Source organism: Labrys sp. (in: a-proteobacteria), assembly GCF_047605565.1.
In the GTDB taxonomy this organism is placed as follows: Bacteria; Pseudomonadota; Alphaproteobacteria; order Rhizobiales; family Labraceae; genus Labrys; species Labrys neptuniae.
Genome location: NZ_JASGFM010000074.1, coordinates 1 through 13,744 on the forward strand (window position 1 = coordinate 1; position 13,744 = coordinate 13,744).

The following is a 13,744-nucleotide window of genomic DNA, read 5'->3' on the forward strand; positions in this document are numbered from 1 at the left end:
CCAGCAGGCCGATGCCGGCGCCGGCGGCGAAGGCGCCACCACGGCCATAGCGGGCCTCGGCGGTGCCGGTGGTGGCGATTGCGGTGCCGGCCAGCGTGGCGGCGACCAGGGCTCCGGTCAGGATCTTCTTGAACATCGTCTCGTTCCCGTTCTTGTCTTGCGCGGTGCTGCGCTTGATCTGATGGGATGACAATGCCACTGCCGCCCCGGCCTCTCCGTGCGATTCGTCACGGGATGCAACCGAGGCGTGTCCGGGATCAAGACGATCAGGCGGGCGCCGATTGCCCTTCACCGGCCATGGCGACATAGTAGCCGCATGAGCAGAGAATCGAACTTACGGACGCCGCGATCTTCCATCCCCGATCGGAAGGCCGCGCCATGATCGACAAGCTCGAATTCCTGATCGCCCTCTCGCGCGAGCGCCATTTTGGCCGGGCCGCCGAGATCTGCGGGGTGACCCAGCCCACCCTATCGGCCGGCATCAAGCAGCTCGAAGGCGAACTCGGCGTGTTGCTGGTGGCGCGCGGCTCGCGTTTCCAGGGCTTCACGCCGGAGGGCGACCGGGTGCTCGAATGGGCCCGGCGCATCGTCGGCGACAGCCGCGCCATGCGCCAGGAGGTGGAGTCGCTCAAGCGCGGCCTCAATGGGCACCTCACCATCTCGGTGATCCCGACGGCGCTCTCCATGGTCGCCTCGATCACCACGCCCTTTCGGGCCCGCCACCCCAACGTGACGTTCTCCATCCTCTCGCGCCCCTCGACCACGGTGCTGCAGGAACTGGAGGACTTGGCCATCGATGCCGGCATCACCTATCTCGACAACGAGCCCTTGGGGAAGGTCTCGACGGTGGAGCTCTATCGCGAGACCTATTGCCTGCTGACCGACGTCAACGGCGAGTTTGCCGGCCGTAGCACGGTGAGCTGGGAGGAGCTCGGCCATGTGCCGCTCTGCCTGCTCACGCCCGACATGCAGAACCGGCGCATCGTCGACCATCTCCTGCGCAATGCCGAGACGCCGGTGGCCCCGACCCTGGTCTCCAACTCGATGCAGGTGCTGCTCTCGCATGTGCGCACGGGGCGCTGGTCCAGCGTGATGCCGTCGATCCTGATCGAGATGCTGGGCGCGGGCGACCATGTGCGCTCGATCCCCATCGTCGAGCCGCAGGCGCACCACAAGGTCGGCCTGATCACGCCCAAGCGCGAAACCCAGACACCCCTGGTCGCCGCCCTGATCGCCGAGGCGAAACGCTACGCCATGCAGATGGGGTGAGGCGATGCGCCTCACGGCGTTGTTGTCACATGTCCGCCCGCTCCCGTGCTGCAACGCTAAAATCCGCAGGTCGGCTCATTACCCCCGTGTTCAGTGTCTTTCATCAAGCCGCCATTGCCCTTTTCGCCGCCGAGGCCAAGAATCCAGAGCGGGTCAGGCCATGGCTTTCGGCGTAGCTATCAATTTGGCTCAAGACATCGGCCTGGAAGGTCACACTGACGCGCACGCTCTTAACTTCCTCCGCGACGGGAACCAGTATCGCAACACCATCCCGGTTCTCGGGATCCGCCATGATCGCCTCAAGGGACGAAGGCTCAGGCACAGCTTCGCCGTCCTCCGCCATTCCCTGCAGGTGAAGCGCAAGAGCCTCGGCCGCCATATCGCGCGCCTCGTCCAAGGTAGCGCCGGCAGATACGCACCCTGGAAGATCGGGAAACGATACGCCATAGAGGCTATCAGGGTCCTTATGGATCAATCCGATATAGTGGCGCATTTCCGTTACCTCAATCTCAGTCCAGATTGCTTTTCGATGCTCTTCACGGTGCCGAGAGGAAGATCCCGCTTAGGGTGCGGAACCGTCACCCGCCCTGGTTTCGTCGGATGTCTGAGCTGAACGTGGCTGCCCTTCTGGGTCACCTCAGCCCAACCATCGGCTTTCAGAACGGAAATTATATCTCGGCTGTTCATGCATATAAATATATATCCCCGCACCGTGAGAGCAAGCGAGTTATGCATACTTATGCATATAAAATTGCACATCATGAACCCTGGATGCTGAATTCCCCAGGGACGTTCTTTTGATGCTACGCGGATAGTGCACTTTGTTGATGGTTGGGCGGTATCAGCTTTGAAGCACAGCACCAGCTAAGCAGGCTGAAATCCCGCCTGAACTGCCGTACCGGCAAGGTTCGGGGATCCAGCGGCACACTCACATTCACAGTCAACCGGGATTTCTTTGCATCTTGGCGCCCGACGCGCTATCGGCATGGCCAAATCGATTGGACTAGGCTGCCCGCAATGAAGTTCACGCTTTCCTGGCTCAAGGATCACCTCGAGACCGACGCCACGCTCGACGAGATCGTCGACACCCTCACCCGCATCGGCCTGGAGGTCGAAGGGGTGGAGGATCCCGCCAAGAAGCTCTCGGGCTTTTCGATCGCCTATGTCGTCTCGGCCGAACAGCATCCCAATGCCGACAAGCTCAGGGTCTGCATGGTCGACACCGGCAAGGGCGAGCCCGTGCAGGTGGTCTGCGGCGCGCCCAATGCGCGGACCGGTATGAAATCGGTGTTCTCGCCGCCCGGCACCTATATCCCGGCCAAGAACATCACGCTCGCCATCGCCCCCGTGCGCGGGGTCGAGAGCCGCGGCATGCTTTGCTCGGAATTCGAGCTCGAGATCTCCAACGAGCATGACGGCATCATCGACCTGCCGGCCGACGCCCCTGTGGGCATGTCCTTTGCGGAGTATGCCGGCCTCAACGACCCGGTCATCGACGTGAACCTCACGCCGAACCGGCCCGACTGCACCGGCGTCGCCGGCATTGCCCGCGACCTCGCCGCCGCCGGTCTCGGCCGGCTGAAGACGCCCGCCGTGCCCTCCGTCGCCGGCGAAGGCCCCTGCCCGGTCACGGTGACGCTCGATTTCGGTGACACGCCCTCGCTCTGCCCGGGTTTCGCGCTTCGCCTGGTGCGTGGCGTCAAGAACGGTCCCTCGCCCGCCTGGATGCAGCGCCGCCTCAGCGCCATCGGGCTGCGCCCGATCAATGCGCTGGTCGACATCACCAATTACGTCACCTTCGATCGCGGCCGGCCGTTGCATGTCTTCGACGCCGCCAAGATCGTGGGCAATCTCACCGTCCGGCGCGCCCGCGAGGGCGAGAGCATCGTGGCGCTCGACGGCAAGACCTATGCGCTCAACGACAGCATCTGCGTGATCGCAGACGGCAAGGGCCTGGAATCGATCGCCGGCATCATGGGCGGCGAGCATTCGGGCTGTGACGACGATACCACCGACGTGCTGATCGAATCGGCGCTGTGGGAGCCGCTGAACATTGCCCGCACCGGACGTGCGCTCGGCATCAACACCGATGCCCGCTACCGGTTCGAGCGCGGCGTCGATCCCGCCTTCATGGTGCCGGGCGTCGACCTCGCCACCCAGCTGGTGACGGAACTGTGCGGCGGCAAGCCCACGGAAACCCTCGTGGTGGGCGGCATCACCGCCGCGCCCGAGGTCCTGGACCTGCCGGCCCACGAGGTTGCGCGCCTGACGGGCCTGTCGACCAGCCTCTCCGAAAGCGCCGACATCCTCGAGCGCCTCGGCTTCGGGGTCATCCGCAAACCCGATTCGCTGGCGGTGACGGCGCCGAGCTGGCGCCCCGATATCGAGGGCAAGGCCGATCTCGTCGAGGAAGTGATGCGCATCGTCGGCGTCGACGCCATCCCGGTGACGCCGCTGCCACGCGAGGCCCATGTGCCGCTGCCGGTACTCACCGTGCTGCAGAAGCGCACCCGCCTGGCCAAGCGCAGCCTCGCCGCCCGCGGCCTGATGGAAGCGGTGACCTGGTCCTTCATCGCCAAGGGTGAGGCCGAGCGCTTCGGCGGCGGCCAGCCGACGCTGTCGCTCGCCAATCCGATCGCCGCCGATCTTTCCGACATGCGCCCGAGCCTGCTGCCGGGGCTGATCGCGGCCGGCCAGCGCAATGCCGATCGCGGCACCGGCGACGTCGCCCTGTTCGAGGTCGGCCAGATCTTCCGCGGCGACCGGCCCGAGGACCAGAAGATCGCCGCCAGCGGCATCCGCCGCGGCCAGGCGCGTCCCGGCGGCTTCGGCCGTCATTGGTCGGAGCCGGCAAGTGCGGTTGACGTGTTCGACGCCAAGGAGGATGCCCTCACTTTGCTGGCCGCCCTCGGCGCGCCGGTCGCCAGCTTCCAGATCGTTTCCGGAGCGCCGTCCTGGTATCACCCCGGCCGCTCCGGCACGATCCAGCTCGGCCCGCAGAACATCATCGGCTGGTTCGGCGAACTGCATCCCCTGGCCCTGGAAGCGCTGGATGCCGGTGGACCGGTGGTCGGCTTCGAGATCATCCTCGACGCCATCCCGGTGCCCAAGCCCAAGGCAACCAAGACGCGCGGCGTGCTGGCCCTCTCGCCCTTCCAGCCTGTTACTCGCGACTTCGCCTTCCTGGTCGCGCGCAAGGTCAGGGCCGCCGACATCATCAAGGCCGCGCAGGGCGTCGATAAGAAGCTGATCTCGGGCGTGTCGATCTTCGACATCTATGAAGGCAAGGGCATCGGCGAAGATCAGAAATCGGTCGCCGTCGAAGTGGTGCTGCAGCCGCAGGACCGCACGCTGACCGACGTCGAAATCGATGCCGTTGCCGCTAAGATCGTCGCCGAAGTCGGCAAGAAGACCGGAGCGACGCTGCGCGGATAAGACAGGCCGCCGCCCTTGGCGCGCGCCTGTGCTGTCGGGAAGAAAGAGGCGGACCGGACCCTAATGCGGTTCACTTAAGCGTTTCGGGGGGCTCGACCTTTGTCATTGCCGGACTTGACCCGGCAATCCGGCTCCCCGACGGTTCGTCCGTGCGGCTTCTGGGTAGCCGGGTCAAGCCCGGCTATGACAAATTCGGAGCGGTCCCTGCTTAAACGAACCGTATTACGGTCCCGGCCCGCCTTTTATTCGAACGGCATGACAAGGCGCTCCGGACTAGGGCGCGTTGCAGCCATCAAGGCTTGCGCCGGCGGTGCCCCTCGCCGCTCAGGCCTTGCCGCCGGCATGGAGGACCGCCTGCAGCAGCAGTGACATCTGCAGGGCGATGAAGGTGTCGACGAGTTCGAACAAGCTCGCATGGATCTCGATCGCCCGTCCCCCCGGAGCATGCAGGGTGACATAGCCCTCTTCGGCCGCGTCCTCGAGCAAACGGCGGACATGGACACGCGAAACGCCGAAGCAATCGGCGACGGCGCCATAGTGAAAATGGACGGTACGATCCTTCAGGATTTCGCCCGGCATTTCCGTTGCAATCAGCCTGAGCAGGATCTCGAAACCGGCATCGCGCGCCATGAAAAGGCGCATCTCGGGCACCAGGTCGACCAGGGTGCCGTGCATCAGGAAGTAATTGCTGCAATAACGCGCCAGCGTGCCGAGAAAGGCATCGTCGATCTCCACCCGCCGAACGGCGTAGTCGACATGCTGCAATTGCGCCAGCGCCTGCAGATAGGGCGTGATGACCTGCTTGGCGATGGTGATGCCGGCGCGCGTCGCCTCCAAGCGTTTGATGCGCTTGTCGCGCAGATCCTTGATCTGGCGCAGATAGCCGGCCTGGCGCAGCAGGTTCAACATGGCCCCGATGCGGTTGTGCCCGGCCAGGGCATGCACGGTACAGAAGGTCTGAACATCCGCCACCGTGACACCGGCCGGCGGATCATGGGGCGAGGCCGCGAAATGACGGCTCAGCACATAGGCGCCCACGATCAAGCGGATCTCATCCGTCGCCATATGGATCAGCGGCAGATGGGTCTTGAGAATGGCGACATAACGGCGCGCGAAGAGGGTCCGCGCAGCTTTGAAGCCGCTATGAGCTCTCAGGGCCTGGGCTTGTGCAATCACAGCTGACTGGTAATTCGGCAACGGAACGTTGAGCGGGTTCTGCAAACCGAAATGGTCGGTCGTATGAATCTTGGCGCACTCCGATAGAGACCCTGCGCTTCTCCAAGACAACTCGGTCAATCACCGCCTCTTTTTGCATGGGCTTGTGGTGTAACAACTGAGGACAAGTAAGAAGACGGCCCGGATCGGCCGGGCGTTCACTCCCACTGCAACAACATCATTGCAGCTCCACAGTTCCTATCATGTCGGTGAAAATTTAAAAGAAAATTTTACCCTACGATATCGATTACAATACCTAATGAATTTTCATTGCCACCTACACCTAACTAAGTGGTAAATATACTACTTAAGTACTAAATTTGACGTAAGCCGAAAACGAACTCCGGAATCGGAAATCTTTCTTCCAGAGCGCCCCGCCCCTACCAAGACAAAATAATGTCTAAATAAAATTTACTTGGACAAAATCATATCCAAACATAGGATTATATCCGACCTAATCTATTACTTTGCAACATTTCCGCGCTCTTCCTAATTCATTCCCAAACGGCATGCCGACGTCATTCTCTCGAAATGCCTGCCGCGAGAGCCTTGGCGAGGTTGGGACGCATGAGAATAACGGCATCCCCCTGACTTAGACGCTGCGAAGGTCACGACCGCATCGCGAACCGCCCTCTTCTCGTCGCAGGGATGCCCGCGCCGCTGCGTCATGGTTACTGTTTGGTTATAACTCGCGCCTAGAATCACCGCGATTCCGGCTTCCGCCTCGCACCAGCGAGGCGCGGGCCGCTCCCATCATCCGCACGGGCGACCTGTGGCCGCATCGGCGCCCGATTCTCGCGAAGGCATCACATGACCCTGGCCAATATTCTGGAAGCGATCATCCTAGGCGTGGTCGAAGGCCTGACCGAATTCATTCCGGTCTCCTCGACCGGCCATCTCCTGCTTGCGGCGCGTTACCTGAAATTCGAGGGCGACGATTCTTTCGTGATCCTCATCCAGCTCGGCGCGATCCTGGCCTTGCTCGCCGTCTATGCCGAGAGGCTGTGGCGCATCGCCACCGCCCTGCCCAAGGACCGGGAGGCCCAGCATTTCGTCCTCGGCGTGCTGGTTGCCTTCCTGCCGGCCGTCGTCCTCGGCGTGCTGCTCGAGCACAAGATGAAGCAATATCTCTTCAATGTGCCGGTGGTCTGCTACGCCCTGATCGCCGGCGGCCTGGTCCTGCTTGCCATCGAACAGTTCAAGATCGAGAAGCGCTTCTCCAATTGCTATGTGCTGCCCCTGCCGGTCTATCTGAAGATCGGCCTGTTCCAGTGCCTGTCGATGATCCCCGGTGTTTCGCGCTCGGGCTCCACCATCGTCGGCGGCATGCTGCTCGGCCTCGACAAGCGCTCGGCGGCGGAATTCTCCTTCTTCCTGGCGATGCCGACCATGGTCGGCGCCTTCGTCTATGAATTCGCCAAATCCTACAAGACGATGACGACCGACAATCTCGGCCTGACCGCCATCGGCTTCGTCACGGCCTTCATCTCGGGCTGGTTCGTGGTGAAGACTTTGCTGGATTTCGTATCCAAGCGCGGTCTCGCCCTGTTCGGATGGTGGCGCATCGTGGTCGGCGTCCTCGGCCTCGCAGCCTACTACACGATGGGCTGAAGACGAGCTCCAATGCAAAGGGCCGGTCCATGGACCGGCCCTTTTCCGTTCCGACTGCCGTTTCCGGTCGTCAGGCCACCTTGTTCTCGAACTGGCCAGCCTTGCGAAAGCGCCACAGATAGCTCGGCGCGATCGCTTCCACCGTCGCCGGCTGGATGCCCAGTCCTTCCAGCGTCAGGCCGGCCTTGCTGGCGTCCTCCGTCACGACATTGTCGTGGCGCAGCAGCGTGACCTGATCGCGCGTCAAGGGCGGCGTGAACAGGCCGAGCGACAAGGTCCCCAGCAGCTCGAACACGGTCGCCTGCACATTGGCGATGGCGAAAGGCATCGGCGCCAGCAGGCGCTTGCGGTTGGTGGTCTTGAGCACATATTCGAAGATCTGGCGCAGGGTCAGCACTTCCTGGCCGCCGAGTTCGTAGGTCGCGCCCGGCTTCAGGGCCCCCTCGGCGCCGCGGGCCAGCACTTCGGCGACATCGCCGACGAAAACCGGCTGGAACTTGGTCTCGCCACCGCCGATCAAGGGCAGCACCGGCGACATCCGCGCCAGACCGGCAAACTTGTTGAAGAAATCATCATCCGGCCCGAACATCACCGAAGGCCTGAGGATGATGGTGTCCTCGAAAGCGGTACGGGCCGCTTCCTCGCCCTTGAGCTTGCTCTTGGCATAGAGCGAATCGGAGCCCGCATGCAGGCCGAGGGCCGAGACATGCACGAAGCGCTGCACACCGGCGGCCTTGGCAGCGCGAGCGATCGCGCCGGGGCCGAAAGCCTGCACCGCGTCGAAACTGTTGGCGCCGTGCTCATGCATGACGCCGACCAGATTGACCACCGCTTCGGCACCCTCGACGGCGGCGGCAACCGACGCCGGATAACGCAGGTTCGCCTGCACGCCGTGGATCTGGCCGACGGCGCCCGCGGTCATCAGATATTGGGCGAGATCCGGGCGGCGCACGGCCACGCGCACGCGAAAGCCGCGCTTGGCGAGCGAGCGCACGAGATTGCGGCCCACAAATCCCGATCCACCGAAAACCGTGACCAAGCGATCGCTGACTGGCGCCATTTGCTAGAAACCTTCGAGAATGGACGATTGGGTTTTCCTTAGCGCGGCAGGCCGGGACTGTATAGAGCAATAAGCGCCCCCTGGGTTGCCTCCCGCCACGCAGACGAAACATCGGGCAACGCAGAGTGGGCCGGAAGCATCCGCTTTACTTTTAATCCGCCGCATCTCACAATTTCTCGCATACTTTATCCATGGAGACGCCCAATGGATATCGCGCAGTCGGTTGGAAGCGGCGGAACCAACGCGAAATGTGACGTCTTTTGCGTGCAACTGCTGCTCAATGTCTGGCGCACGAGCAGGGAGCTGAGAGAGATCCGCGAAGATGGGATCGTCGGTCCCGAGACAATCGCAGCAATCGAGAAGTTCCAACACGATGTCACGAAATGGGTCGATGGGCGCGTTGACCCAGGCGGCAGGGCACATCGGGCCTTGAGAGAGTTCGCCGCACCCTATGTCAACGAGGCGCTTGGTTTCATTTCCCTCGGCATCCCGACAACCGTTATTCCGCTGGAATATGAGAACCTCGTTCTGCCAACGAGCGAGCTGAACATCGTGCGGATCGACCGACTTCGCCAGAACCGCGATATATCCAGATGACGGAAGTGCCGATCGTCGATTTCATGAAGCTGTTCGACAGCATCAGCGCGCTGCTCAATCAGCTTGCGCGAGGCCAGTTTTTGCGCGGAACCTTCGAGGCGGCATTGGTTGAAGCCCAAGGAGCGACTTGGGTCGGCGGCTCTACGGGAAATCACCTGAAGGAACTGACCGACGCGCGCGCGATGCTGGTGAACACCGAGCAAGGCATTCGTAAGATCGTGGACATCATAGGATTTCAAAGTCCGCAGGTCTCGGCCCGTCTTAGCAGGATTCTCGACGACAACTTGTTCAACAGGACGGGCCAGCTGCGTGCTGCCATTACCGAGACCGAGACGCTGGCCGCCGAACTCAAGGTGAGCAACGGGACGCGCTTTCAGGGCGTGCAATTTTTCGAGGGCGGCCCCGGCGGCAATGTGGCGCGCACCCTATCGTCGTTGCCGTCGGAACAATTGAAGACTCCAGCGCTTCAATCCCAACTCAGGCAGGGCGTGGATGCGACGCTGCTGCCACGGGCACACCCACTGGCTCAGCGCACCATGGAAGCGCTTCGCCAGATGCCTGTGACGTTCGAAGACATCAAACAGAACGTCGGCAAGATAACAACCAGTCTCATAGGCGCCATCCGCCTGTGGATGAGCCAATTCATGCAACAGGCCGGAGCGGCTGCGCGCCTAGCGATGGTGGCACTCGAACAGGCACTGGTCTCTTTCGGCAGCCGCCTCACCACGCCTCTCATTTTGATCGGGCGGCCATGGGGCGAACCACCTCCCGAGGCTTGAACCTTTAGCAGCGACGCCCGCAGGCCCTAAGGGAGGCTTGCTCCGAAGCCGGCTCTCGCAGAAGATCGGCTGGAATCAGGGAGGAGCTGGCATTGCGGCGCAACCCTGAAGGATGACTTCGCCGTTTCATCCGCCCACCAAAGAGCATTCCGTTGAGCGACCCGTGAGCAGATGACCGCCTCTGTGATGCCCCATGACGGCCTCGGCCTGGATACGCTGCGCCTGGAAACCCTGATCCGGCTGCGCTGGATGGCGATCGCCGGCCAGCTGGTCGCGGTTCTCGGCGTACGCTACGGTCTCGGCTTCCCCGTGCCCCTGCAGGCCTGCCTGCCGCTGATCGGCGTCTCCATCCTGGTCAATGTCGCCTTGCGGCTGCGCTATCCGGCGACCGAGCGCGTCGACCCGGCCCGCGCCGCTACCCTGCTCGGATTCGATATCGTGCAGCTTGCGGCACTGCTCTTCCTCACCGGCGGCCTGCAGAACCCCTTCTCCTTCCTGTTCCTTGCGCCGGTGATGATCTCGGCGACCTCGCTGCCGCCCCTGATGACCCTCGCGCTCGGACTCCTGGCCATCGGCTGTGCCTCCCTGCTCACGGCCTGGCACCTGCCCCTGCCCTGGTTCGAGGGGAAAGAGTTCGACATGCCGATGCTCTATGTCATCGGCATGTGGTTCTCGGTGCTGCTGGGCCTGGCTTTCATCGGCGTCTATGCCTGGCGGGTGGCCGAGGAAGCCCGCCTGCTCTCCAATGCCCTGGCCGCCACCGAACTGGTGCTGGCGCGCGAGCAGCATCTGTCCCAGCTCGACGGCATGGCCGCCGCCGCCGCGCATGAACTGGGTACGCCGCTCGCCACCATCGCGCTGGTGGCCAAGGAGCTGGAGGTTGCCGCCCCGCCGGAAGGCGATTTCGTCGACGACATCCGCCTGCTGCGCAGCCAGGTCGAGCGCTGCCGCGAGATTCTGGGCAAGCTCGCCTCGCTGGGCGACGATGGCGGCACGCCCTTCGCCCGCCTGCCCCTGCCGCTGCTGATCGAGGAAGTGTCCGCGCCGCATCGCGATTTCGGCATTGCCATCTCGGCCGAATTCCAAGGCCTGGAGGAGGATGCTCCCTCCGCCCCTCGCAATCCCGGCATGCTCTACGGTCTCGGCAATATCGTCGAGAACGCTGTCGATTTCGCCAAATCCAAGGTGAGCATCACCGCCAGCTGGGACGCCAAGACGGTGACCCTGATCGTCGGTGACGACGGCCCCGGCTTTCCTTCCGAAATCATGGGACGCCTCGGCGATCCCTATGTCACCCAGCGTCGCCCGCGCCTGCCGGGCCAGCCGGGCGGCGGCCTCGGCCTCGGCTTCTTCATCGCCAAGACGCTGCTCGAGCGTTCCGGCGCCGCGATCGCCCTGGCGAACCGCTCCTGGCCGGACAGCGGCGCCGTCGTCAGGCTGGAATGGCCGCGCGACGTCTTCGAGCGCTAAGGGCTCGCAGGGCTTCGCTCGGACATGGACAAATCGCCTCCGATACCCCTAAGCGATTACATTCTCCAGATTATTTGTAAGACCTTTCATTCAAGAAAATGCATCAAAACAAAGACTTAAGGAAAATTTGCGCTACAATGCCTCCAAGAACTGCTCGTCGAGCCGCGAGAAAAAACTGGTGGAGGCCGCGATCAACCAAGCGGGAACAGCGAGTACTGCCAGGACTTGTGCCGGTCTTCTCGGTGCCGTGCGGCGGCAAGGATATGCAGCTGGTATGCAGGTCGCGCCCGACAGCAACGCGCGGGCTTCGCTGCTCGAATTCTTTCCGCAGGCCCTGATCGCATGCATCGTTACCCCGGCCACGCCCCATAATAATCTCTGGGGATTGCAATCGGCGCATAACCGAATAAACGATAGCTGGCTGTCGCCAGTGAAATTTCTTCACTTTGCCGCTATAGTCCCCACTGTGGCGAACTGTCGCGCCAAAGGAGGCGATCGGGGTCTTCGATCACTTGACCATATCGTCAGCAACGGGTCGGTCTGCGATGCGTTGCCGACGATAAGGTCCGGAGGGAGCGGGGGTCTCGCGCTGAATTGGCGAGATGCTTTCCCTTCACGCGAAACGGAGCCCCTTCGCTCGAACCAAGGATAGGTGAGTCCGCATTATGGTTGCCCCTGAATTTCCCGATCGTTCACTCCTTCTCGTCGATGACGACAAGGCGTTCCTGCAGCGTTTGGGCCGAGCCATGGAAGCCAGGGGCTACACCGTCACCACGGCCGACACGGTCGCCGAGGGACTGGCGCAGGTGGAAGGCTCGCCGCCTGCCTTCGCCGTGATCGACATGAAACTCACCGACGGCTCCGGCCTCGACGTGATCTCGCGCCTGAAGGTGAAGCGCCCCGATGCGCGCGGCATCATCCTCACCGGTTACGGCAACATTGCCACCGCCGTCACGGCGGTGAAGCTGGGTGCATTCGACTATATCGCCAAACCGGCCGATGCCGACGACATCCATGCGGCGCTGATGGCCGATCCCAGCCACAAGCCGGAGCTGCCCGAGAACCCGATGTCCGCCGACAGGGTGCGCTGGGAGCACATCCAGCGTGTCTATGAGCTCTGCGGCCGCAACGTCTCCGAGACCGCGCGACGCCTGGCCATGCACCGGCGCACCCTGCAGCGCATCCTGGCCAAGCGCGCGCCACGATAGTTTGGCGTACTTTCACCGGCCATAAGACACTTCTAAGCCGCGAGGGAAACATCGCACTCCCGCGATGCTTGCGCTTCATGCCGCATCCGGCTAGCCCTTTGGCGAATTCCGGAGCAGGACGCATTCAAGCAAGAATGCTCATCTGCTCCGGCTCTTAGGTTCGGCGCGTCTTTGCGGATCTTGCCGATCCCGGCACATCGCAAAACGCTTGAGGGAGTGAATCATGAAGACGAGAGCGGCTGTGGCATGGAAGGCGGGAGCGCCCCTGACGGTCGAGACCATCGAGATCGGCGGCCCCAAGGCGGGCGAGGTGCTGGTCGAGATCATGGCCACGGGCGTGTGCCATACCGATGCCTACACGCTGTCCGGTGCCGATCCGGAAGGCCTGTTCCCTGCCATTCTGGGCCATGAGGGTGCGGGCATCGTGCGCGAGGTGGGTGCCGGCGTCACCAGCCTGAAGCCGGGCGACCATGTCATTCCGCTCTACACACCCGAATGCCGCCAGTGCAAAACCTGCCTGTCGCAGCGTTCGAACCTGTGCACCGCCATCCGCAGCACCCAGGGCAAGGGCGTGATGCCCGACGGCACCAGCCGCTTCGCCTGTGACGGCGGCGAGGTCTTCCACTATATGGGCTGCTCGACCTTCTCGAACTTCACGGTGCTGCCGGAGATCGCGCTGGCCAAGGTGCGCGAGGACGCTCCCTTCGACAAGATCTGCTACATCGGCTGCGGTGTCACCACCGGCATCGGCGCGGTGATCAATACGGGCAAGGTCTGGCCCGGCGCCAATGTCGTGGTGTTCGGCCTCGGCGGCATCGGCCTCAACGTGATCCAGGGCGCCCGCATGGTGGGTGCCGACAAGATCATCGGCGTCGATCTCAACCCGGCCAAGGTCGAGATGGCCAAGAAGTTCGGCATGACCCATTTCGTCAATCCGGCGGAAGTCGGCCATGACAAGGTGGTTGAGGCCATCGTCGATCTCACCGGCGGCGGCGCCGATTTCTCCTTCGAATGCATCGGCCTGCCGGTGACCATGCGCCAGGCCCTGGAATGCTGCCATCGCGGCTGGGGCGAATCGATCATCATCGGCGTGGCGGCCT

General features: G+C 62.9%; 12 protein-coding genes. 8 read left to right on the forward strand and 4 right to left on the reverse strand.

Annotation, left to right across the window (positions count from 1 at the left end; all coding sequences use genetic code 11):
- Window positions 1-378 precede the first annotated feature (378 nt).
- Window positions 379-1,269: a LysR family transcriptional regulator gene (locus QM672_RS31985; protein WP_311943785.1), complete on the forward strand. Its 891-nt coding sequence runs from the start codon at window positions 379-381 to the stop codon at window positions 1,267-1,269.
- 103 nt (window positions 1,270-1,372) lie between these two features.
- Here QM672_RS31985 and QM672_RS31990 read toward each other — a convergent pair whose 3' ends face one another.
- Window positions 1,373-1,762, reverse strand: a complete 390-nt coding sequence (locus tag QM672_RS31990; RefSeq protein WP_415087326.1) for a type II toxin-antitoxin system HicB family antitoxin — start codon at window positions 1,760-1,762, stop codon at window positions 1,373-1,375.
- A 5-nt stretch (window positions 1,763-1,767) separates the two neighbouring features.
- A complete protein-coding gene (locus tag QM672_RS31995) occupies window positions 1,768-1,956 on the reverse strand; it encodes a type II toxin-antitoxin system HicA family toxin (protein ID WP_311943781.1) in 189 nt (62 codons plus the stop codon).
- A 330-nt stretch (window positions 1,957-2,286) separates the two neighbouring features.
- Between QM672_RS31995 and pheT the strand changes: the two genes are divergently transcribed.
- On the forward strand, window positions 2,287-4,704 hold the full coding sequence (gene pheT / locus QM672_RS32000) for a phenylalanine--tRNA ligase subunit beta (RefSeq protein ID WP_415087327.1): 2,418 nt from the start codon (window positions 2,287-2,289) through the stop codon (window positions 4,702-4,704).
- A 324-nt stretch (window positions 4,705-5,028) separates the two neighbouring features.
- On the opposite strand, the gene QM672_RS32005 is transcribed toward pheT, so the two are convergent.
- Window positions 5,029-5,880 (reverse strand): hypothetical protein, encoded by an 852-nt coding sequence (locus QM672_RS32005; RefSeq protein ID WP_311943777.1) that lies wholly within the window; start codon window positions 5,878-5,880, stop codon window positions 5,029-5,031.
- 849 nt (window positions 5,881-6,729) lie between these two features.
- Between QM672_RS32005 and QM672_RS32010 the strand changes: the two genes are divergently transcribed.
- Window positions 6,730-7,530 (forward strand): undecaprenyl-diphosphate phosphatase, encoded by an 801-nt coding sequence (locus QM672_RS32010; protein ID WP_311943774.1) that lies wholly within the window; start codon window positions 6,730-6,732, stop codon window positions 7,528-7,530.
- Between the two features lie 70 nt (window positions 7,531-7,600).
- Here the strand turns inward: QM672_RS32010 and QM672_RS32015 are convergent, their stop codons facing one another.
- Entirely contained in the window at window positions 7,601-8,590 is a 990-nt protein-coding gene (locus QM672_RS32015) for a complex I NDUFA9 subunit family protein (protein ID WP_415087328.1), read from the reverse strand.
- 204 nt (window positions 8,591-8,794) lie between these two features.
- Here QM672_RS32015 and QM672_RS32020 point away from each other — a divergent pair, with 204 nt between their 5' ends.
- The 5 genes from QM672_RS32020 to QM672_RS32040 form a co-directional block, all read left to right on the forward strand.
- Complete coding sequence (locus tag QM672_RS32020) at window positions 8,795-9,187, forward strand: peptidoglycan-binding domain-containing protein (protein WP_415087329.1); 393 nt, start codon at window positions 8,795-8,797, stop codon at window positions 9,185-9,187.
- The gene (locus QM672_RS32025) at window positions 9,184-9,966 is read left to right on the forward strand and encodes a hypothetical protein (RefSeq protein WP_311943765.1); all 783 of its coding nucleotides are present in this window, start codon (window positions 9,184-9,186) and stop codon (window positions 9,964-9,966) included. The genes QM672_RS32020 and QM672_RS32025 overlap by 4 nt, the downstream gene beginning before the upstream one ends.
- Window positions 9,967-10,137: 171 nt before the next feature.
- Entirely contained in the window at window positions 10,138-11,436 is a 1,299-nt protein-coding gene (locus tag QM672_RS32030) for an ActS/PrrB/RegB family redox-sensitive histidine kinase (RefSeq protein ID WP_311943762.1), read from the forward strand.
- A 665-nt stretch (window positions 11,437-12,101) separates the two neighbouring features.
- Window positions 12,102-12,644, forward strand: a complete 543-nt coding sequence (locus tag QM672_RS32035) for an ActR/PrrA/RegA family redox response regulator transcription factor (RefSeq protein ID WP_068290777.1) — start codon at window positions 12,102-12,104, stop codon at window positions 12,642-12,644.
- 223 nt (window positions 12,645-12,867) lie between these two features.
- On the forward strand, window positions 12,868-13,744 hold an 877-nt coding region (locus tag QM672_RS32040; protein WP_415087330.1), incomplete at its 3' end, for a zinc-binding dehydrogenase.